Source organism: Mariniflexile sp. HMF6888 (genome assembly GCF_044335535.1).
Classification (GTDB): domain Bacteria; phylum Bacteroidota; class Bacteroidia; order Flavobacteriales; family Flavobacteriaceae; genus Mariniflexile.
This window is the reverse complement of record NZ_JBIQVZ010000004.1, coordinates 18,067-40,067: the sequence shown is the minus strand read 5'-3', so window position 1 is coordinate 40,067 and position 22,001 is coordinate 18,067. Positions and strand designations below refer to the sequence as shown.

Annotated in this window: 18 protein-coding genes and 5 tRNA genes; all 23 read right to left on the bottom strand. The window is 34.8% G+C overall.

Features of this window, described 5'->3' with window-relative positions:
* Positions 1-69: 69 nt before the first annotated feature.
* Positions 70-4,371, bottom strand: a complete 4,302-nt coding sequence (gene rpoC / locus ACGLWY_RS11070; RefSeq protein WP_396619732.1) for a DNA-directed RNA polymerase subunit beta' — start codon at positions 4,369-4,371, stop codon at positions 70-72.
* A 77-nt stretch (positions 4,372-4,448) separates the two neighbouring features.
* The gene (gene rpoB / locus ACGLWY_RS11065) at positions 4,449-8,261 is read right to left on the bottom strand and encodes a DNA-directed RNA polymerase subunit beta (RefSeq protein WP_396619957.1); all 3,813 of its coding nucleotides are present in this window, start codon (positions 8,259-8,261) and stop codon (positions 4,449-4,451) included.
* Between the two features lie 125 nt (positions 8,262-8,386).
* Positions 8,387-8,764 carry a 50S ribosomal protein L7/L12 gene (rplL, locus tag ACGLWY_RS11060; protein WP_117176162.1) on the bottom strand — a complete coding sequence of 126 codons (378 nt, stop codon included), beginning with the start codon at positions 8,762-8,764 and terminating at the stop codon, positions 8,387-8,389.
* Positions 8,765-8,829: 65 nt separating this feature from the next.
* Entirely contained in the window at positions 8,830-9,351 is a 522-nt protein-coding gene (rplJ, locus tag ACGLWY_RS11055) for a 50S ribosomal protein L10 (protein ID WP_396619731.1), read from the bottom strand.
* Positions 9,352-9,370: 19 nt separating this feature from the next.
* Complete coding sequence (rplA, locus tag ACGLWY_RS11050) at positions 9,371-10,060, bottom strand: 50S ribosomal protein L1 (protein WP_117176158.1); 690 nt, start codon at positions 10,058-10,060, stop codon at positions 9,371-9,373.
* 20 nt (positions 10,061-10,080) lie between these two features.
* Positions 10,081-10,518, bottom strand: a complete 438-nt coding sequence (gene rplK, locus ACGLWY_RS11045) for a 50S ribosomal protein L11 (RefSeq protein ID WP_117176156.1) — start codon at positions 10,516-10,518, stop codon at positions 10,081-10,083.
* 74 nt (positions 10,519-10,592) lie between these two features.
* The gene (gene nusG, locus ACGLWY_RS11040; RefSeq protein ID WP_396619730.1) at positions 10,593-11,147 is read right to left on the bottom strand and encodes a transcription termination/antitermination protein NusG; all 555 of its coding nucleotides are present in this window, start codon (positions 11,145-11,147) and stop codon (positions 10,593-10,595) included.
* Positions 11,148-11,156: 9 nt separating this feature from the next.
* Entirely contained in the window at positions 11,157-11,351 is a 195-nt protein-coding gene (gene secE, locus ACGLWY_RS11035) for a preprotein translocase subunit SecE (protein ID WP_117176152.1), read from the bottom strand.
* A gap of 194 nt (positions 11,352-11,545) precedes the next feature.
* Positions 11,546-11,618 (bottom strand) — tRNA-Trp (locus tag ACGLWY_RS11030).
* 61 nt (positions 11,619-11,679) lie between these two features.
* A complete protein-coding gene (gene tuf / locus ACGLWY_RS11025) occupies positions 11,680-12,867 on the bottom strand; it encodes an elongation factor Tu (RefSeq protein WP_209655995.1) in 1,188 nt (395 codons plus the stop codon).
* Between the two features lie 66 nt (positions 12,868-12,933).
* Positions 12,934-13,005 (bottom strand) — tRNA-Thr (locus ACGLWY_RS11020).
* Positions 13,006-13,124: 119 nt separating this feature from the next.
* Positions 13,125-13,197: transfer RNA gene (locus ACGLWY_RS11015), tRNA-Gly, on the bottom strand.
* Positions 13,198-13,365: 168 nt separating this feature from the next.
* Positions 13,366-13,447: transfer RNA gene (locus ACGLWY_RS11010), tRNA-Tyr, on the bottom strand.
* Between the two features lie 73 nt (positions 13,448-13,520).
* Positions 13,521-13,594: transfer RNA gene (locus tag ACGLWY_RS11005), tRNA-Thr, on the bottom strand.
* A gap of 100 nt (positions 13,595-13,694) precedes the next feature.
* A complete protein-coding gene (gene hpf / locus ACGLWY_RS11000) occupies positions 13,695-13,997 on the bottom strand; it encodes a ribosome hibernation-promoting factor, HPF/YfiA family (protein WP_396619729.1) in 303 nt (100 codons plus the stop codon).
* 36 nt (positions 13,998-14,033) lie between these two features.
* Positions 14,034-14,924: a tyrosine-type recombinase/integrase gene (locus tag ACGLWY_RS10995; protein ID WP_396619728.1), complete on the bottom strand. Its 891-nt coding sequence runs from the start codon at positions 14,922-14,924 to the stop codon at positions 14,034-14,036.
* A 130-nt stretch (positions 14,925-15,054) separates the two neighbouring features.
* Complete coding sequence (rpsU, locus tag ACGLWY_RS10990) at positions 15,055-15,249, bottom strand: 30S ribosomal protein S21 (protein ID WP_117176144.1); 195 nt, start codon at positions 15,247-15,249, stop codon at positions 15,055-15,057.
* An 85-nt stretch (positions 15,250-15,334) separates the two neighbouring features.
* On the bottom strand, positions 15,335-16,501 hold the full coding sequence (locus ACGLWY_RS10985) for an acyl-CoA dehydrogenase family protein (RefSeq protein WP_396619727.1): 1,167 nt from the start codon (positions 16,499-16,501) through the stop codon (positions 15,335-15,337).
* 27 nt (positions 16,502-16,528) lie between these two features.
* Positions 16,529-17,398: a ComEA family DNA-binding protein gene (locus ACGLWY_RS10980; protein WP_396619726.1), complete on the bottom strand. Its 870-nt coding sequence runs from the start codon at positions 17,396-17,398 to the stop codon at positions 16,529-16,531.
* Positions 17,399-17,422: 24 nt separating this feature from the next.
* Positions 17,423-19,102, bottom strand: a complete 1,680-nt coding sequence (locus tag ACGLWY_RS10975; protein WP_396619725.1) for an alanine/glycine:cation symporter family protein — start codon at positions 19,100-19,102, stop codon at positions 17,423-17,425.
* 109 nt (positions 19,103-19,211) lie between these two features.
* Positions 19,212-20,231 (bottom strand): potassium channel family protein, encoded by a 1,020-nt coding sequence (locus tag ACGLWY_RS10970; protein WP_396619724.1) that lies wholly within the window; start codon positions 20,229-20,231, stop codon positions 19,212-19,214.
* Positions 20,232-20,398: 167 nt separating this feature from the next.
* Entirely contained in the window at positions 20,399-20,626 is a 228-nt protein-coding gene (locus ACGLWY_RS10965; protein WP_396619723.1) for a PspC domain-containing protein, read from the bottom strand.
* Positions 20,627-20,678: 52 nt separating this feature from the next.
* Positions 20,679-21,950, bottom strand: coding sequence for a DUF2851 family protein (locus ACGLWY_RS10960; RefSeq protein ID WP_396619722.1), 1,272 nt, complete (start codon positions 21,948-21,950; stop codon positions 20,679-20,681).
* Positions 21,951-22,001 lie beyond the last annotated feature (51 nt).

The window sequence follows — 22,001 nt, the reverse complement described above, 5'->3', positions numbered from 1 at the left end:
CTGCCTTACTCATTGAATAACATTTTAAATCAATGTATTCGTGAATCTTCGATTTCGCAGGAATGAAAATTAATTATAATTTAATTCTTGTTTTACTTGCATCATTTCGTCAAACTCTTCTTTAGAGCCAACGATAATATCAGTATATCTACGCATGCCCGTACCTGCTGGTATTCTATGGCCAACAATAACGTTTTCTTTCAAGCCTTCTAAACTATCTACTTTACCAGCTACTGCTGCTTCGTTAAGTACTTTAGTAGTTTCTTGGAAAGAAGCGGCCGATATAAACGATTTCGTTTGAAGCGATGCTCTTGTAATACCTTGCAATATAGGTGTTGCCGTTGCTGGTTTCGCATCTCTGGCAGTCACAAGATTTTTATCTTCTCTTCTTAAAATTGAATTCTCATCCCTTAAAACGCGAGGTGTTACAATTTGACCTGGTTTAAGATTTGATGAATCTCCAGCATCTTCAATAACTTTTAATCCGAAAATAGCATCATTTTCTTGGATAAAGTCATCTTTATGCACTAATTGGTCTTCTAAGAAAAGGGTGTCACCAGAATCAATAATCTGTACTTTACGCATCATTTGTCTTACAACAACCTCAAAGTGTTTATCATTAATTTTCACACCTTGTAAACGATACACTTCTTGTACTTCGTTTACCAAATATTGCTGAACTGCAGATGGCCCTTTAATGTTTAAGATATCGTCTGGAGTTATAGAACCGTCTGACAAAGGCATACCCGCTTTTACATAATCGTTTTCTTGAACAAGAATTTGATTAGATAATTTAACTAAGTATTTTTTAACTTCACCTAATTTAGATTCTACAACAATCTCGCGGTTACCACGTTTAATTTTTCCAAAAGAAATCACACCATCAATCTCACTAACAACAGCAGGATTAGAAGGATTACGTGCTTCAAATAACTCGGTTACACGAGGTAAACCACCTGTAATATCACCTGCTTTAGCAGATTTACGAGGTATTTTCACTAAAATTTTACCAACGCCAATTTTCTCTCCATCGTTAATCATTAAGTGAGAACCAACTGGTAAGTTGTACGAACGAATAGTTTCTCCGTTAGCATCTTCAATATGAAGCGTTGGAATTAACTTCTTGTTTCTAGACTCAGAAATAACTTTCTCTTGGAAACCTGTTTGCTCATCTATTTCAACTTGGTAAGTAATACCTTGCTCAATGTTTTCGTACTTAATTTTTCCAGCAAATTCTGAAATAATAACACCATTATATGGATCCCAAGTACAAACAACATCGCCTCTATGTAATTCCTGACCATTTTTTACCAATAAAGTAGAACCGTAAGGAATATTATTCGTGCTTAAAGTAATACCTGTTTTCTTATCAATCAACTTAATCTCAGATGTACGGGAAATAACAATGTCGATATCATTACCCTCACCATCTTTGCCTTTAACAGTTTTTAAGTCTTCAATTTCGGCAATACCGTTAAATTTAACTGCTAATTTATTTTCTTCTGAAATGTTACCTGCAATACCACCTACGTGGAACGTACGAAGTGTTAACTGTGTACCTGGCTCTCCAATAGATTGTGCAGCAACAACACCAACAGCTTCACCACGTTGTACCATTTTTCCGGTAGCTAAGTTACGTCCGTAACATTTAGCACAAATACCTTGTAACGCTTCACAAGTTAAAGCAGAACGAACTTCTAAACTTTCAATTGGAGAGTTTTGTATCGCTTTAGCAATATCATCTTCAATTAATTGCCCTGAAGCTACTAACAACTCGTCTGTTAATGGGTCGTATACATCATTTAATGCAACACGTCCAACAATTCTTTCTTCAAGTGTTTCTACAACTTCATCATTTTTCTTTAATGGCTCTACTTCAACACCTCTTAATGTTCCACAATCTTCTGTGTTAATAATAACATCTTGGGAAACATCCACTAAACGACGGGTTAAGTAACCAGCATCAGCCGTTTTAAGAGCCGTATCCGCAAGACCTTTACGAGCACCGTGAGTTGAGATAAAGTATTCTAAGATTGAAAGTCCTTCTTTAAAGTTAGAAAGAATTGGATTCTCAATAATCTCACCACCACCTGCATTCGATTTTTTAGGTTTTGCCATTAATCCACGCATACCTGTAAGCTGACGAATTTGTTCTTTCGAACCACGCGCTCCAGAATCAAGCATCATAAATACTGAATTAAATCCTTGTTGATCCTCACGAATACGTTTCATAGACAATTCAGTCAATTCCGCATTGGTAGAAGTCCAAATATCAATCACTTGGTTATAACGCTCGTTGTTCGTAATAAGTCCCATATTATAGTTCCCCATAATACCATCAACAAACTTATTAGCTTTATCAATCATGCCTTGTTTTTCTGGTGGAATGATGATATCACCTAAACTAAATGATAAACCGCCTTGGAATGCAAACTTAAATCCTAAATCTCTAATAGAGTCAAGGAAATCTGCAGTTTCAGGAACCGATGTGTATTTTAAGATATTACCAATAATATCTCTTAATGATTTTTTAGTAAGAACTTCGTTGATAAATCCAGCTGCCTGTGGTACTTTTTGATTAAATAGTACACGACCAACAGTCGTTTCAATAATTGTTGGTGCTAATTTACCATCGGCATTAATATCTAACGTTCTAACTTTTATACCCGCATTTAAATCTACTTTCTTTTCGTTAAAAGCGATTTCAACTTCTTCTGGTGCATAAAATGTTAAACCTTCACCTTTAACTTGAGCTTCAGGAGTCGATTTACGTAACTTGGTCATATAATAAAGACCAAGTACCATGTCTTGAGAAGGTACCGTTACCGGTGAACCATTTGCAGGATTTAAGATATTATGTGAAGCCAACATTAATAATTGACATTCTAAAATAGCTTCTGGTCCTAATGGTAAATGAACCGCCATTTGGTCACCATCGAAATCCGCATTAAACGCAGTACATACTAATGGGTGTAATTGAATTGCTTTCCCCTCTATTAATTTGGGTTGGAATGCTTGAATACCCAATCTGTGTAATGTAGGAGCACGGTTTAGTAATACTGGATGTCCTTTAAGAACGTTCTCCAAGATATCCCAAACCACAGGCTCTCTTTTGTCTATAATTTTCTTTGCAGATTTTACAGTTTTTACAATACCTCTTTCAATTAATTTTCTAATTACAAAAGGTTTATAAAGCTCTGCTGCCATGTTTTTTGGCAATCCACATTCGTGTAATTTTAATTCCGGTCCAACAACAATTACCGAACGCGCCGAATAATCAACACGTTTTCCTAAAAGGTTTTGACGAAAACGTCCTTGTTTACCTTTTAATGAATCTGATAATGATTTTAATGGTCTATTAGAATCCGTTTTTACAGCTGAAGATTTACGAGTATTATCAAATAACGAATCTACAGACTCTTGAAGCATACGTTTTTCGTTACGTAAAATAACTTCAGGAGCTTTAATTTCCACCAATCTTTTTAGACGGTTGTTACGAATAATAACACGACGGTATAAATCATTCAAATCTGACGTTGCAAAACGACCACCATCCAACGGCACTAAAGGACGTAATTCTGGTGGAATGATTGGAATAACTTTCATAATCATCCATTCTGGACGATTTTCCCTGTTATTGTTCGATTCTCTTAAAGACTCAACAACTTGTAAGCGTTTTAAAGCTTCTGTTTTACGTTGCTTAGACGTTTCAGTGTTTGCTTTATGACGCAATTCATATGATAAAGCCTCTAAATCAATTCTAGATAATAACTCAATTAAACATTCAGCTCCCATTTTAGCAAGGAACTTGTTTGGATCATTGTCGTCTAAATATTGATTGTCTTGAGGAAGTGATTCAAGAATATTTAAGTATTCTTCTTCAGTCAAGAAGTCCATTTTTTGTAATGGTTCACCTTCTTCATTTTTAGCATTTCCGGGTTGAATTACTACATAACGTTCGTAGTAAATAATCATATCTAATTTCTTAGATGGCAACCCTAATAAATATCCTATTTTATTTGGTAACGAACGGAAATACCAGATATGAGCAATAGGCACAACTAAATTGATGTGTCCTACTCTATCACGACGTACTTTCTTTTCTGTTACTTCAACACCACAGCGGTCGCAAACGATACCTTTGTAGCGAATTCTTTTATATTTACCACAAGCACATTCATAATCCTTTACAGGACCAAAAATACGCTCACAGAACAAACCATCTCTTTCTGGTTTGTGAGTTCGATAATTGATAGTTTCCGGTTTTAAAACTTCACCTCTAGACTCAGCTAAAATAGACTCTGGTGATGCCAAACCAATTGAGATTTTGTTAAATCTCCTTACTGTATTCTTATCTTGTTTTCTTGCCATTTTCTTTTAGTATTCAGTCTCAGTCTCAGTATTCAATCTCTAATAGAAACTAAATACTGCGACTGCATACTATTTTTTTATTCCTCTAATCTTATGTCTAATCCAAGACCTTTCAATTCGTGCATAAGTACGTTGAAAGATTCCGGTAGTCCTGGATCTGGCATTGGCTCACCTTTCACGATTGCTTCGTAAGTTTTAGCTCTACCAATAACATCATCAGATTTTACAGTTAAGATTTCACGTAAAGTACTTGAAGCACCATAAGCTTCAAGAGCCCAAACCTCCATCTCTCCGAAACGCTGACCACCAAATTGTGCTTTACCACCAAGAGGTTGTTGTGTTATTAATGAGTAAGGTCCAATAGAACGCGCGTGCATTTTATCGTCAACCATATGTCCTAATTTCAACATATAGATAACACCTACTGTTGCTGGTTGGTCAAAACGTTGGCCCGTACCACCATCATATAAGTAAGTATGTCCATATCTTGGAATTCCAGCTTCATCAGTCAATTCATTGATTTGATCTATAGTAGCGCCATCAAAAATAGGTGTCGCATACGTACGTCCTAATTTTTGACCAGCCCATCCAAGAACGGTTTCATAAATCTGACCAATATTCATACGAGAAGGTACCCCAAGTGGGTTTAATACAATATCAACTGGTGTTCCGTCTTCTAAGAAAGGCATATCTTCTGCTCTTACAATACGAGCAACAATACCTTTATTACCATGACGACCCGCCATTTTATCACCAACTTTAAGTTTACGTTTTTTAGCAATATAAACTTTAGCTAATTTAATAATACCTGCTGGTAACTCATCTCCTACAGAAATAGTAAACTTCTCACGTCTTAAAGATCCTTGTAAATCGTTCTCTTTAATTTTGTAGTTATGGATTAAATCGGCAACCAATTGGTTTGTATGATCATCTGTTGTCCATTTTCCAGACACTAAATGTGCATAATCATCCACAGCATTTAACATTTTTTGAGTGAATTTTTTACCTTTTGGCAATACTTCTTCACCTAAATCATTATAAATACCTTGAGCGGTTTTTCCATTTACAATATTGAATAATTTTTCGATTAAAATTTCTTTTAAATCTTCAAATTTTCTATCGTAAATAGCTTCTAATGCTACAATATCATCTTTATCTTGAGCTCTCTTACGTTTATCTTTTACTGCTCTAGAGAATAATTTTTTCTCAATAACAACACCATTTAACGATGGTGAAGCTTTTAAAGAGGCATCTTTTACATCGCCTGCTTTATCACCAAAGATAGCACGTAATAATTTTTCTTCTGGAGTTGGATCGCTTTCTCCTTTTGGAGTAATTTTTCCAATTAAGATATCGCCAGGTTTCACTTCTGCACCAATGCGAATCATTCCGTTTTCATCCAAATCTTTGGTAGCTTCCTCAGAAACGTTAGGAATATCATTAGTCAACTCTTCGTTACCTAATTTCGTATCTCTAACTTCTAATGAATACTCATCAATATGAATAGATGTGAAGATGTCTTCACGTACAACTTTTTCAGAAATTACAATCGCATCCTCAAAGTTATAACCTTTCCAAGGCATGAAGGCCACTTTCATGTTTCTTCCTAATGCTAATTCTCCTTTTTGAGTAGCATAGCCTTCACATAATACTTGACCTTTAGTTACTTTATCTCCTTTTACCACGATTGGTTTTAAGTTGATAGAAGTCCCTTGATTGGTTTTTCTAAATTTGATTAACTGATATGTTTTAATATCACTATCAAAACTTACTTTAGCTTCATCTTCGGTACGATCGTACTTAATTTTAATTTCGTTTGCATCTACGTAAAGCACTTCACCATTTCCTTCTGCATTTATCAATACACGGGAATCTGATGCTACTTGACGCTCTAAACCAGTACCAACAATTGGTGCTTGAGGCAATAATAATGGAACGGCTTGACGCATCATGTTAGATCCCATCAATGCACGGTTCGCATCATCATGTTCCAAGAACGGAATTAAAGACGCCGAAATAGATGAGATTTGATTAGGCGCCACGTCTGTATAATGTAGACCTGTAGGGTCTATAACAGGGAAGTCACCTTCCATACGTGCAATTACCTTATCATGTAATATCTTACCTTCTCCATCAACTTTAACAGTTGCTTGAGCTATTAATTTACCTTCTTCTTCTTCAGCACTTAAATAAACAGGCGCTTGTTTGATGTCAACAACACCATCGGTTACTGGACGGTATGGTGTTTCAATGAATCCCATACCATTCACTTTAGCAAATACTGAAAGTGATGAAATTAAACCAATATTTGGTCCCTCAGGAGTTTCAATTGGACATAAACGTCCGTAATGTGTATAGTGAACGTCACGTACCTCGAAACCTGCTCTTTCACGAGATAAACCACCTGGCCCTAGTGCAGATAAACGACGCTTATGCGTGATCTCTGCTAATGGATTAGTTTGATCCATAAACTGAGATAACTGGTTTGTTCCAAAGAAAGAATTAATAACAGACGATAATGTCTTGGCATTAATCAAATCAATTGGTGTAAACACCTCATTATCACGAACGTTCATACGTTCACGAATCGTACGTGCCATACGTGCTAAACCAACACCAAATTGTTGTGATAATTGCTCACCTACGGTACGTACACGACGGTTAGATAAATGGTCAATATCATCAATCTCAGCTTTAGAGTTGATAAGCTCGATTAAATATTTAATGATGGTAATAATATCTTCTTTGGTAAGCACTTGCTTATCCATTTCAATATTAAGACCTAACTTTTTATTCATTCTGTAACGCCCAACTTCACCTAAAGAGTAACGTTGATCACTAAAGAATAATTTATCAATTATGCCACGTGCAGTTTCCTCATCAGGCGGCTCCGCATTACGTAATTGTCTGTATATATGTTCAACAGCCTCTTTTTCAGAGTTTGTTGGATCTTTTTGAAGCGTGTTGTGAATAATAGCATAATCACCTTGTTCTGCGCTTTCTTTATGTAAAAGAATCGCTTTAACATCTGCTTCAATAATTTCTTCAATATTATCTTTGTCTAATACAGTATCACGATCAAGAATAATTTCATTACGCTCGATGGATACTACTTCACCTGTATCTTCATCAACAAAATCCTCATGCCATGTGTTAAGTACACGTGCAGCTAATTTACGTCCTTGATATTTTTTTAATCCAGTTTTAGAAACTTTAATTTCTTCAGCTAAATCGAAAATCTCTAAGATATCTTTATCACGTTCAAACCCGATTGCACGGAATAGCGTTGTAACAGGTAACTTTTTCTTTCTGTCAATGTACGCATACATTACCTGATTGATATCTGTAGCGAATTCAATCCAAGATCCTTTAAAAGGAATAACTCTTGCCGAATATAATTTTGTGCCATTTGCATGGAATGACTGCCCGAAAAACACCCCTGGCGAACGGTGTAATTGAGATACTACTACGCGTTCTGCACCATTGATAACAAAAGTACCACTTGGCGTCATGTAAGGTATCGTTCCTAAGTACACATCTTGAACAATGGTTTCGAAATCCTCATGTTCAGGGTCTGTACAATACAACTTTAACCTTGCCTTAAGCGGAACGCTATAAGTAAGCCCTCTTTCTATACACTCATCAATAGCATAACGTGGAGGATCTACAAAGTAATCTAAAAATTCTAAAACAAATTGATTACGAGAATCAGTAATGGGAAAGTTCTCCATGAAGGTATTGTATAGACCTTCATCGCCTCTCTCTTCAGACTTTGTTTCTAATTGGAAAAAATCCTGGAAGGATTTAATCTGAATATCCAAGAAATCTGGATACTCTGTTCTATTTACAATAGACGAGAAATTTAATCTTTCAGCTTGTGTTGATAACATCAATGGACGGAATTTTGATTAAAAAATAATAGTTATGGCGTATCTAATTATTATATACGCAAAATGGTTTAGGTCTTGAAGGTTAAACTCCAGACCTAAACCTTTATGTGTTTTGGTAGCTAAGCTTATTTAAGCTCAACCTCTGCTCCAGCTTCTTCTAAAGATGCTTTTAAAGCTTCAGCTTCGTCTTTAGAAACGCCTTCTTTTACATTACTTGGAGCTCCGTCAACTAATTCTTTAGCTTCTTTTAATCCTAAACCAGTTAATTCTTTAACTAATTTAACAACACCTAATTTAGATGCACCAGCAGCTTTTAATACAACTGTAAACTCAGTTTGAGCTTCAGCAGCATCATCACCACCTGCAGCAGGACCAGCAGCAACTGCTACAGCAGCAGCAGCAGGCTCAATACCATACTCATCTTTTAATATTGTAGCTAACTCATTTACTTCTTTTACTGTTAGGTTAACTAATTTTTCTGCGAAATCTTTTAAATCTGCCATTTTCTATCGTTTTTAATAAATTTTTAATTGTAATATAATTGTAATATAGTGCGTACTATTTAATACTATCCTTCTTTTTCAGATAGTGTTTTAATAATTCCAGCTAGTTTACCACCACTTGATTTAAGTGCTGAAATAACATTCTTAGCAGGCGATTGTAATAATCCAACAATCTCTCCTAATAACTCTTCTTTAGACTTGATATCTACTAACATGTCTAATTGGTTATCGCCAATATAAACGCATTCCTCAATAAACGCTCCTTTTAATAAAGGTTTCTCTGATTTTTTGCGGAAGGTTTTTATTAACTTAGCTGGTACATTACCTGTTTCAGAATACATCACAGATGTATTTCCTTTTAAAACTGAAGGAAGGTTTCCAAAATCTCTTTCGGATGCTTCCATTGCTTTTTCAAGTAATGTGTTTTTAACTACTGCTAACTTTACGTTTGCTCTAAAACAAGCACGACGTAAATCTGAGGTTGTTCCTGCATTCAATCCTGAAATATCTGCTAAATATATGTTAGCATTATTGGCTAATTCTGCAGTTAATTCCTCAATTACTTGTGATTTTTCTTCTCTTGTCATAATAAAAGTATTTAACTAATTAACCAACTTTAGGATCAACAGCAACACTAGGACTCATGGTACTAGAAAGGAAAATACTTTTCACGTAAGTACCTTTAGCAGTTGTTGGCTTAAGTTTTATTAATGTTTGAATTAATTCTGTTGCATTACCAGCAATTTTGTCAGCACTAAAAGATGCTTTTCCTATTGCGGCATGTACGATACCGGTTTTATCAACTTTAAAGTCAATTTTACCAGCTTTAACTTCTGTTACAGCTTTAGCAACATCCATAGTTACCGTACCAGTTTTAGGGTTAGGCATTAAACCACGAGGACCTAATATACGTCCTAAAGGACCTAACTTACCCATTACACTTGGCATAGTAATAATAACGTCAACATCGGTCCAACCATTCTTGATTTTATCAAGATACTCGTCTAAACCTACGTAATCTGCCCCAGCTTCTTTAGCTTCTGCTTCTTTGTCTGGAGTTACTAATGCTAATACTTTCATGTCTTTACCAGTTCCGTGGGGAAGTGAAACAACACCTCTTACCATCTGGTTTGCTTTACGAGGATCAACTCCTAAACGTACAGCAATGTCTACTGATGCATCAAATTTTGTATTAGTAATTTCTTTTACTAATGCAGATGCTTCATCAAGAGAGTAAACTCTCCCTTTTTCTATTTTTGCTAAAGCTTCTTTTTGCTTTTTTGTTAATCTTGCCATTTTTTAATGTCTTTAATAGATTACTTTGGTGCGTTTCCAGTCACGGTTATACCCATTGACCTTGCGGTACCAGCTATCATTGTCATAGCAGATTCAATAGTAAATGCATTTAAATCTACCATTTTGTCTTCTGCTATAGTTTTGATTTGGTCCCATGAAACTTTAGCTACTTTTTTTCGGTTTGGTTCTCCTGAACCACTTTTTAACTTGGTCGCTTCTAATAATTGTACTGCAGCCGGAGGAGTTTTAATTACAAAGTCAAATGATTTGTCTTTGTAAACTGTAATAACCACAGGTAATACTTTACCTGGCTTATCTTGTGTTCTAGCATTAAACTGCTTACAGAACTCCATAATGTTAACTCCAGCAGCACCTAAAGCGGGTCCAACCGGTGGCGACGGATTCGCAGCACCTCCCCGAACTTGTAACTTAACTACTTTACCAATTTCTTTTGCCATTTTTAATAATTTAAGTTGATACGCTTTTTAATTTGGAAGCAAAAAACCGTATCTTTTATATAGTGTAACAATTATTATACTTTTTCAACCTGCATATAACTTAGTTCTAATGGTGTTTTTCTTCCAAAAATCTTCACCATAACTTCTAGTTTACGCTTTTCTTCATTTATTTTTTCAATAGTGCCATCAAATCCATTAAATGGTCCATCAATAACTTTAACCGTTTCACCTTTTGTAAAAGGTATTGCCACAGTTGAATTTTCCTCAACTGATAACTCGTCAACTTTACCTAACATTCTGTTTACTTCAGATTGTCTTAATGGCACAGGATCACCACCTTTTGTTTCACCTAAAAAACCAATTACGTTTGTAACCGATCTGATAATATGAGGAATTTCACCTGATAAATTGGCTTGGATCATTATATACCCAGGAAAAAAAACTTTTTCTTTATGAATTTTTTTTCCATTACGTATTTGAATCACACGTTCTGTTGGAACCAATACTTGATCAACATAATCTTGAAGACCTAATCGAGCAATTTCATTCTCAATATAAGTCTTAATCTTATTTTCTTGACCACTTACAGCCCTAACAACATACCACTTTTTTTCGCTTACCTCAGACATATTTCTTCTTTAACCAATCAATTGAAAATAAAATGCTATCATTTTGCTGAATACCGTATCGATTCCCCATATTGCTAAGGAGAACACGATTGAAAATACAGCAACTAAAACAGTTAAACTTTGTGCTTCTGCCCAAGTTGGCCAGCTCACATTATTTTTAAGTTCGCCAAATGATTCTTTTACGTAATTTACAATTCCAGCCATTTATATATTTTTTTCAACAGATTAAAAATTTCTGTCTATCAATTTAAAATTGATTTTAAGTGAAATCTTTATTTCTAATTCTTTATTATAAGAAGTATACTTTTCAGCAATGTCTTCTCTTCTCTATGCACGGGTTGAGAGACTTACTTCGTCTACGCTCAGTATAAACTTCTCGCTCGCAATCCTTTGCTTCGCACGGGTTGAGAGACTCGAACTCCCGACACCTGGTTTTGGAGACCAGTGCTCTACCAACTGAGCTAAACCCGTAAATATAAGTCAAGGTATTCCGAAAATACGGAATACCTTAGCTTATGATATATTAAACTGTTTAGTCTAAAATTTCAGTTACTTGACCAGCACCTACTGTACGACCACCTTCACGGATTGCGAAACGTAAACCAACGTTCATTGCAATCTTTTGGATAAGTTCAACAGTGATAGTTAAGTTGTCTCCTGGCATAACCATTTCAACACCATCAGGAAGCGCAATGTTTCCTGTTACGTCAGTTGTACGTACGTAAAACTGTGGACGGTAGTTGTTGTGGAATGGTGTATGACGACCACCTTCTTCTTTCTTAAGGATATAAACCTCAGCTTTAAATTTAGCGTGTGGTGTTACAGAACCTGGCTTAACAATAACCATACCTCTAGAGATTTGAGTTTTCTCAATACCTCTTAATAAGATACCAGCATTATCTCCAGCTTCACCTCTATCAAGGATTTGACGGAACATTTCGATACCAGTAATAGTAGATGTTAATTTTTCAGCACCCATACCAATAATCTCAACTGGATCTCCAGTTTTAGCGATACCGGTTTCAATACGACCAGTTGCTACAGTACCACGACCAGTAATAGAGAATACATCTTCGATAGGCATTAAGAAAGGCTTATCAATTTCTCTTAATGGTTCTTCAATCCAAGTATCACAAGCTTCCATTAATTGTAAAACTGTATCTACCCATTTTTGCTCACCATTAAGTGCACCTAAAGCAGAACCAGCAATTACAGGTCCATTATCTCCATCATACTCATAGAAAGATAATAAATCTCTAATTTCCATATCAACTAGTTCTAATAACTCTTCATCATCAACCATATCCACTTTATTCATGAATACAACGATACGAGGAATACCTACTTGACGACCTAATAAGATGTGTTCACGAGTTTGTGGCATTGGACCATCTGTAGCAGCTACCACTAAAATAGCACCATCCATTTGAGCAGCACCAGTAACCATGTTCTTAACGTAATCCGCGTGACCTGGACAGTCAACGTGAGCGTAGTGACGGTTAGCTGTTGAATATTCTACGTGAGAAGTATTAATTGTAATACCTCTTTCTTTTTCTTCTGGAGCGTTATCAATTTGATCAAATGATTTTGCTTCTGATAAACCTGCATCAGCTAATACTTTAGTAATAGCAGCAGTTAAAGTTGTTTTACCGTGATCTACGTGTCCAATTGTACCAATATTTAAGTGTGGTTTTGAACGATCGAAAGTTGCCTTTGCCATGTTTTTTAAATAATTTAATCTTAGTTATATAATAATATTAGTGTGTTCTAATCTTTTCAATAATAGAGCCAATGACGAGAATTGAACTCGTGACCTCTTCCTTACCAAGGAAACGCTCTACCCCTGAGCTACACCGGCGGTTTTAATTGCTGGTTTCAAGTTTAAGGTTTTAGGCTTAAACTAAAACTCATAAGTTTTTACATCCTCTCTCCAAAAACAATTTTGAAATGAGATTCCTGCCTTCGCAGGAATTTTAGAGCGGGAGACCGGGTTCGAACCGGCGACATTCAGCTTGGAAGGCTGACGCTCTACCAACTGAGCTACTCCCGCAATTTAACAAGCTTTCACTTGTATGGCTTCAATATTTCAAAGTTCATGTTTTTATAGGATTACCTCACATTTGTTCGGTGTTCCTGGATTGGTGACCCAATCCAAACAGTTTTTAAACGCAGTTTTGCAAAAGCGAGCTTTTGACAACTCCTTATTAAAAATTGTTTGTGGGGAGAGCAGGATTCGAACCTGCGAAGACTTAGTCAGCAGATTTACAGTCTGCCCTCGTTGGCCGCTTGAGTATCTCCCCAATTAACTTATTTCACTCTTTTTAAAGAACTTAAAAAACGAACTTTTTAACTTCGCTTTTTTTTATTTTTTTGAGCCGATGGAGGGACTCGAACCCACGACCTGCTGATTACAAATCAGCTGCTCTAGCCAGCTGAGCTACATCGGCGTTTTTATACTTTTTATGCATAAAAAAAGCCCGCTATTTCTAACGGACTGCAAATGTATAGATTTATTTTTTTATTCAAAACATTTTTTAAGAAATTTTATCATAAATGTGGTCTTAATTTTTCTTTTCTCTTTTTTAATTGTCTTTCCAGTGATGATGCTGCCATATCTGCGCCTTCTTCAAAGCTTTTACATTGTTTTTTTACAACAAAACTATCACCTGGTACACTAACCCTTGCTTCAAATATTTTATTTTCTTTGTCGCTTGTGTTTTCAACTTTTAAAAAAACATCCGATTGAATGACTTTATCATAAAAAATATCTAATTTATCCATTCGCTTTTGAATAAAATTTATTAATTTTTTATCTGCATTAAAATTAACTGATTGCATGTTTACTTTCATACTAATGAAATTTTGGTTAGACAATAATTTTACATATTACTTTTTACTTCTTGGATGCGAATTTACATGCACCTTTTTTAACTCTGCTATACTATTATGGGTATAAACCTGAGTTGCTGCCAAACTTGAATGTCCAAGAAGTTCTTTAACAGCATTTAAATCGGCACCTTGGTTAAGCAAATGAGTTGCAAAAGAATGTCTTAGAATATGCGGACTCTTTTTTACTTTGCTAGATGCATTACTAAAATAATCATTTATTATTCTGTAAACAAGTGTTTCATATATTTTAACTCCTTTTTGGGTTAAAAATAAATAATCACTATCTATAATACTCGACAACCTGCTTCGTTCTTTCAAATATAAATTTAAGGTCACTATCACTGATTCTAATAACGGAATAATGCGCTCCTTATTTCTTTTTCCTAATACTTTTAACGTTTTGTTATCTAAATTAAAACTTAACAGTTTCAGTTCTACCAACTCAATTCTTCTTATGCCTGTTGAATAAAATAATTCGATGATTAACTTATTACGAATCCCTTCAAAGTCATTTTCAAAATTAAAATCATCTAAAACGGTTGACACTTCAGCTTCCGAAAATGGAATTTGAATTTTTTTACTTGTTTTTAAGGCTTTATGCTTTATTAATGGATTTACCTGAATGGTACTTGTTTTTAGTAGAAATTTATAATAGGTATTTAATGCTGAAACTTTTCGGTTGATGCTTCGGTTAGATAAACCACTTTCTACTAATGAAACAATCCATGTGCGAATTTGAGCATAATTAACTTGATTAATAGAATCGGTTTGGTATTCTAGTTTAATGAATTCCAAAAAAGTGTCTAAATCGTTTTGATACGCCTTTACTGTGAGCGCTGAATAGTTTTTTTCCAACAATAGATAATCTGTAAACGATTTGAAAGGCATCTTTTTGTAGACTTTTAGACTTTCTAAAGTTAAAAGTTTAAACTTTAGAACGCAACTTTATATTCACAAATTATAAGCAAAAAAAAATCCCGCCTATAGCGGGATCTTAATTTATATATGAGAACAGAAATTATATATCTTCTGCATCTCTTAAACCTTGAATGTATTGTGCTTTTTGTATTTGCGCTCTACGTTCTACAGATGGCTTTGTAAATTGTTTACGTGCTTGTAACTGACGTTTAGTTCCAGTTTTATCAAACTTTCTTTTAAAACGCTTTAGCGCTCTATCTATATTTTCTCCTTCTTTAATTGGTATTATTAACATAGTGTCTTAACCTCCTCTCTTTTAGAATTTCAGGGTGCAAATATAAAAATAATTCTGAATTCTGAATTCTGAATTCTGAATTATTTTACTTTGTTGGCTTATATTCTTTTTTATCGATAATAATTTTAGCCAAGATCTCTCTTAAAATCTCCGATGTCCCTCCTCCGATAGGTCCTAACCTACTGTCTCTAAACAGTCTTGCCATTGGGTAATCTTCCATATAACCGTAACCACCTAAAAACTGTAAACATTGGTAAATAACCTCATCGGCCATTTTTGTTGACTTAAGTTTAGACATGGTGGCGTGTTTTACAACATATTCGCCTTTGTTCAGCTTATATGTTACCAAATAGTTGAACTCTTTACAGATTTCCATGTCGGTGTATAAATCGGCAATAGTGTGTCTTAAAGCCTGAAATTTATCGATGGATTTACCAAAAGCCATACGATCGGACATGTATTGCAATGCATACTCCAAAGCAAATTCTGCGCGGGCATGGGCATTAATTCCCATTATTAAACGTTCTAAAGAAAAGTGCTCTACAATATAAGAGAAGCCTTTATTTTCTTCACCCATTAAATTAGCAACTGGTACTTTAACATTATCAAAAGCTATTTCTCCCGTATCGGATGCACGCCAACCCAACTTATTTAATTTGGTTGCCGATACGCCAGCCGATTCTCTGTCAATAACAAAAATACTAATGCCTTTATTTCCCAACTCTGGGTTGGTTTTTGCTGCTACTACCAAATAATCGCTATACACACCGTTGGTAATAAATGTTTTGGAACCATTCAATATATAATGGTCACCGCTTTTAACAGCCGTAGTTCGCATTCCTGCCACATCGCTACCACCAAAAGGTTCTGTAATACATAAACACCCTATTTTATCACCAGTAATACTTGGCGCTAAATACTTGTGTTTAATGGCTTCACTTCCTTCGGCATTAAGATGCGTCATGGCTAAATATGCATGTGCCCAAACAGCTGCTGCAAAACCACCTGAATTTATTTTTTGTAGCTCTTCTAAAAGGATAACAGTATAAAATAAATCAAGATTTAAACCGCCATAAGCTTCGGGATAATTAATCCCAAAAAAGCCCATATCGCCAAACTTTTTCCAAATAAATTTATCAATAACCCCTGTTTGTTCCCAAGTTTCAATATGTGGAACGACTTCTTTTTGTAAAAAATCTTGAAGGCTTTTTCTAAAAAGATGATGCTCTTCCGTGAAGTACATACTGTTCATTTATGCTTCTTTTTTATGCTTTCTTTTTCAATCAAGCGACAAATATAATTTAATTATATTGATTTTATTTATAGGAAAGTCTTTTACTTTTTTTAATTCTTCGAAGGATTTATAACCTTCACGCAACTGGCGTTGTTCAACAATATTAAATGCCAAATTATAATCGATATGTTGAATAGTAACCAACTCGTCTACGGTTGCTTTATTCAGCACTATTTTCTTCATAGGTCTTGGGGTTTTTACGATAAATGCTTCATTGATGCGTTCAATGGCTTCTGGTGTTAACCCATACACATCCTGTAGCTGTACGTTATCAATAAATCCGCCTGGAAATTTATTCCTAAACTTTATTATCCTCTCGGAAAGTACTTCGCCAATACCGTTTATTTTTTGCAACTCTTGTGCTGTTGCTTTGTTTAAGTCCTGTTTTTGTTGAAATGTTTTTGGCTTATCAGAATACGTTTGTTTATATTCTGGTCTAGGAATTGGATTCGTTACCCATTCTGGAAATTTAAAATATGGCGAAATTGCCTTTAAAAGTGAGTCCGACACTTTGGTGACTTCCTGGAATTGTTTTACGGAATTAATCCAATGATTTTGTTTTCTAAAGGCAAGCAATCTATCAATTTCCTCATTGGTCATTCCTAAAGCTGCTCCTTTGTAATCCGTTATATAATTGGGGTTAAAAGGATATGTTTTTGGTTTTCTCTCTTCTATTTCCGCCAAACGAAGTGAGTCTATCTCCTTTTGAAATTTTGAAAGTTCGATTTCGTTGACATAAATTTTTTCAGAAGAAAAATCCATATAAATATAAAGGCATTGCAGAATAATGATGAGTAGGATTAAAATAAAAATCCCATTTCGCTGACTTTTAGAAAACGTGAAATGGGATTTCATATACTACTACTCTTAATTAATACTTTACATGTGCTTGGTAATATCCTCTGCACCTTCTTGAATAGCTTCTTTTTTAATTGAAATAGCGCCCAAATAGCGTTTCATTTCTTGTTTTACTTTAGGGAATAAGAACAACAAACCTACCATATTAGGGAATACCAATGCCAAAATCATGGCATCAGAGAATTTAATAACGGCATCTAAAGTTGCCGCAGCACCAACTATCACAAAAAATAAGAATAATATTTTATAAACCATGTCTGCTCTTTTACCTTTTCCGAATAAATATTTCCATGATTGCAAACCATAATATGACCAAGAAATCATAGTTGAAAAAGCAAACAATACAATAGCTATGGTTAATACATACGAGAAATGGGGAATGACCGAATCAAATGCCATAGACGTCAAATCGACACCACTAATTGGCAATCCTGTTGATTTTAAAATCACGCTACTTCCATGTTGCGCCGTATAATCAAATATGGCTTGTGGTTCTGTCCCATTAATATTAAAGAAAATGATAACCAAAGCTGTCATGGTACAGATGACAACGGTATCAATAAATGGTTCTAAAAGTGCCACAACCCCTTCGGATGCTGGATATTTTGTACGTACCGCAGAGTGGGCTATAGCTGCAGAACCTGCTCCCGCTTCATTAGAAAAAGCCGCTCTTTGAAATCCTACAATCAGTACCCCCATAAGTCCTCCAAGACCCGCCATAGGTGAAAATGCCCCATTAATAATTAATGAAAATGCCAACCCAATATCACTGATATTAGCAAATATGATCACCAATGCCGCCAAAATATAAAGTCCTGCCATAAAAGGCACGATTTTCTCTGTGATTTTAGCTATACGTTTTATACCTCCTATAATAACAATACCAACCAAAAAAGCCAATAGAATTCCTATAACAACACCATTGGATCCGCCTTCTAAACTTAACAAGGTGCTTATTTGTACAGCCGCTTGATTCGATTGAAATGCATTACCGCCACCAAACGACGCTCCTACACAAAGAACAGCAAATAGAACTCCTAATACTTTACCAAATTTACCAAAGCCGATTTCCTTCATCCCTTTGGACAAATAATACATAGGCCCTCCATACACAGTCCCATCTTTACCTATATCTCTGTATTTTACTCCAAGGGTACATTCCACAAATTTGGTTGACATTCCTAATAACCCACAAACGACCATCCAAAAAGTAGCTCCTGGTCCACCCATTCCTATTGCCACCGCAACTCCTGCGATATTTCCAAGACCAACGGTTCCAGAAACAGCTGTTGCCAATGCCTGAAAATGCGACACTTCTCCATGAGCACTTTCATCTCTTATGGTATTCGGGATATCTTCAACCGCCAATGCTTCATCATTGGTATAAAGTTTATCAACGCCATGTTTTTCAATATCAACATACTTACCCCTCACAGTACTTATAGCTGTCCAGAATTTAGTAATGCTAGGAAATTTGAAGTAGATAGTAAAAAATGAGGCTCCTAGAACCAAAAGAAGCACCACAAAAGGAATTTGATATTCCCCAATGGGTACCGTAGTCAAAATAAAACCTTCCCACCAATTTGCAAAAGGCATGAAGGCATCATTTACTTTTTCATCGAGCCCTTTTTCGGTTGCTTCTTGTGCGATTGTTAAAAATGGTAATAATAAAGTGAAAATTGAAAGAAGGTATTTCTTCATAAGAATGATTGGATTTAGTTGTTTTTTTTAAAAGATTCTCAGTAAAAGTCGGCAAGATGCTAAAAAAAAATGATTTTTTAAAACATCGGATGTTAAAATAGTAAATTCCCTACTCAATATTGTATGCTGAGTTTAATGCTTTTATTTGTTCTGGCCTTCCTAAAACAATGATTTTGGAATTTGTAGCCAATTCTAACTCTGCTTCCGGATTTACTATGTATTCGCCGTTTTCGTCTTTATAGCCTATTATAGTACAACCTGTTTTTTTACGAAGATCTAAATCTTTAATGGTTTTTACTTTTTGTCTACTGAATAGTTTTTCTACAGCTACTTCTTCTACATTGATGCTTGATTTACCAACAATAGAAAGGTTGTCCAAAAACTCCATTAAGCCTGGCACAACCACTAAAGACGCCATGTGATCCCCGCCAATTTTATCGGGTAAAATAACGTTGTTGGCACCTGCAAATTTTAATTTATCATAAGACGATTCATTAGATGCTCGGCTAATAATATTGATGTTTTTATTGATTTGTCTTGTTGAAAGTACTACAAACAAATTATCAGCATCATTAGGTAGCGCCGAAATAAAGTTAGAAGCACGATCTACTCCAGCTTGCATAAGCACGTCGTCTTCGTTAGCATTTCCTATGATGTATGGAACATTGTCTAATCTTAAACGTTCTTCCATATCTCTATTCTTTTCAATTACAACAAACGATTTTTTATGCGTTAACAGTTTTATTGCTGCTTGTTTACCATTTCTACCATAACCACAAATAACCACATGGTTTTTTAAACTATTAATCTCTTTTTGCATCTTTTTATATTTTAATTCTTCAAGATTATTTTTACTTAAAATATATTCAGTAATTATAGAAAGTGCATAACCCATTATTACAACACTGGCTAATATTAAAAATATGGTGAAAATTTTAGAATTGTAATCTAACGGTACTACCTCGCCAAAACCAACGGTTGTTAATGTAATCACCGTCATGTAAATGGCATCAACCCATGAATAATCTGAAATAAACTTATACCCTAAAATACCAATTAACAATATAACAGCCAGTAAAAAAAAAGCGGTGTAAATTTTGGTTCTAAAAAACTTAATAAGTGGATTCATAAGTTGAACTTATTTAAACTTTACATAATTGGCTAAAAAATTGTCATTTTGTACTCGCTTTTCCTCTTTTTATTCTTCCGTAGCTCTGCTATGCAACTCAAAAAAGCTTTCAACCGAGCACAAAATGACTAATTTTCACTTCAATCAGAAAAGCTTAAACGAGTTCATTATAAATCGAAAACAGAAGATCGTTTGGTATAAACCAAATCTTTAATACGCATCCAAAATGCCAAAAACAAGTACAAAGCAAAACCAAATCCAAGCGTTACAAAGGTTAAATACATAAATGATGTTCGCACAACTTTTGCCCTAATGCCTAAACGCTCTGCAATACGTTGGCACACATAATAGCCATGTTTCTGAAAAAACAATAATGGTTTATATATTCCGTTCATGCTGCAATTTAGCATTAAGTTTATTAGTTTAAAAGTTTATAGGTTTATTTCTTTATGGGTTTATGAGTGAATTACCAATGGCGCATTGCAAACATTTGTTTTTATCACAATATTCATTTTTAAGTTGAATGAGTGCCTGGGATTGTAACGATGCGCTTGAAACTTTCTCTAAATTATTAAAAGCATCTACAATACTGTTTTTTTCTGAAGCAATATCTGAAGCAATTTTCAAAATTATCGAATCTACCTCCTGCCCTTTTTCTTTTGCGTAACAAAATTTAATAGGCAACACGGTATTGATTAGTAATAAATCTATAAACGATTTGGTTAGTTTTTTTGATGACGTTTTAGATGTTTTTTGAAACGTGTAATGTGAATTCCAAAACGATGCAGCCGACACTTTAAACAACTTGTAAAAGTCCTCTAAATTTTCAGCTTCAATAACATTTGAAAACAGGGTTTTATGTTCATGATATAAACTTGCCAATTGCGAGAGTCTTATCGTTGGGAAATTTGGTGGGCGCAATCTAAAAAACTGCAAGGGCAATACCGCATTGTTTTCTAACCTAAACTTGTGCTTTAAAAATTGATATGCTTCAACCAATTCTAAATAATAGGCATTTTCAAAATCTTGCTCTAACAGACCGGCCTGACCAAACAACAAAGCTTCTAAGGCTTGTTGATTTGCTTGTGATTTCCGTACTATGGAAAAATCGATGGACTTAGCTATACTATAAAACGATTCACCGTTTACTTTGAGTCCGAAATTTTTAGCCAACATTATAAAAAACACGGCTTCCCAATCGTTTTTTGTTTCTTTTAAAAGATTTTGAATCGTTCCTGACTTACGTTCCAATCTTTCAAAGTACAAACGTTCCAACCAATTGCTTAAAACAAAATCATCAACCGATGCAAAATCGTTCTCACAATTAATCCATTTACCGTTTTTTGAAAAGAGTTTTTCGTAATTATTTAAAACATCCTTACTCGTAAAATCTTGTAGTTGCAACGTTGGAATGGCTGTATTATCACTTCTAAACACATCGGTATCATGTTCCCAAACCACATGCAAAATAACATTATCATAGGCTTTGTCCTGTTCGTGGTTGTGTAAAAACCAATCGGATGCTCTGATATGGATTTCCACATTACCCGCCCAAAGCTGATTTCCTATTTTAAGTTGCGCATTAAAAAAATCAGGTCCTGAATTAAAATTATGTTGTCCCACCGAAGTTACTAAAACAGCTTCTCCTTGGGTCGTTTTCAATTTATTTAGATCCATTTTTTTATGTTTCCAGATATAGTGTATAAAATCTTCTTGCATGCTCCTAAAGTAAAAAATAATTTGAAGCAAAATATACCCATAAAAACTTTA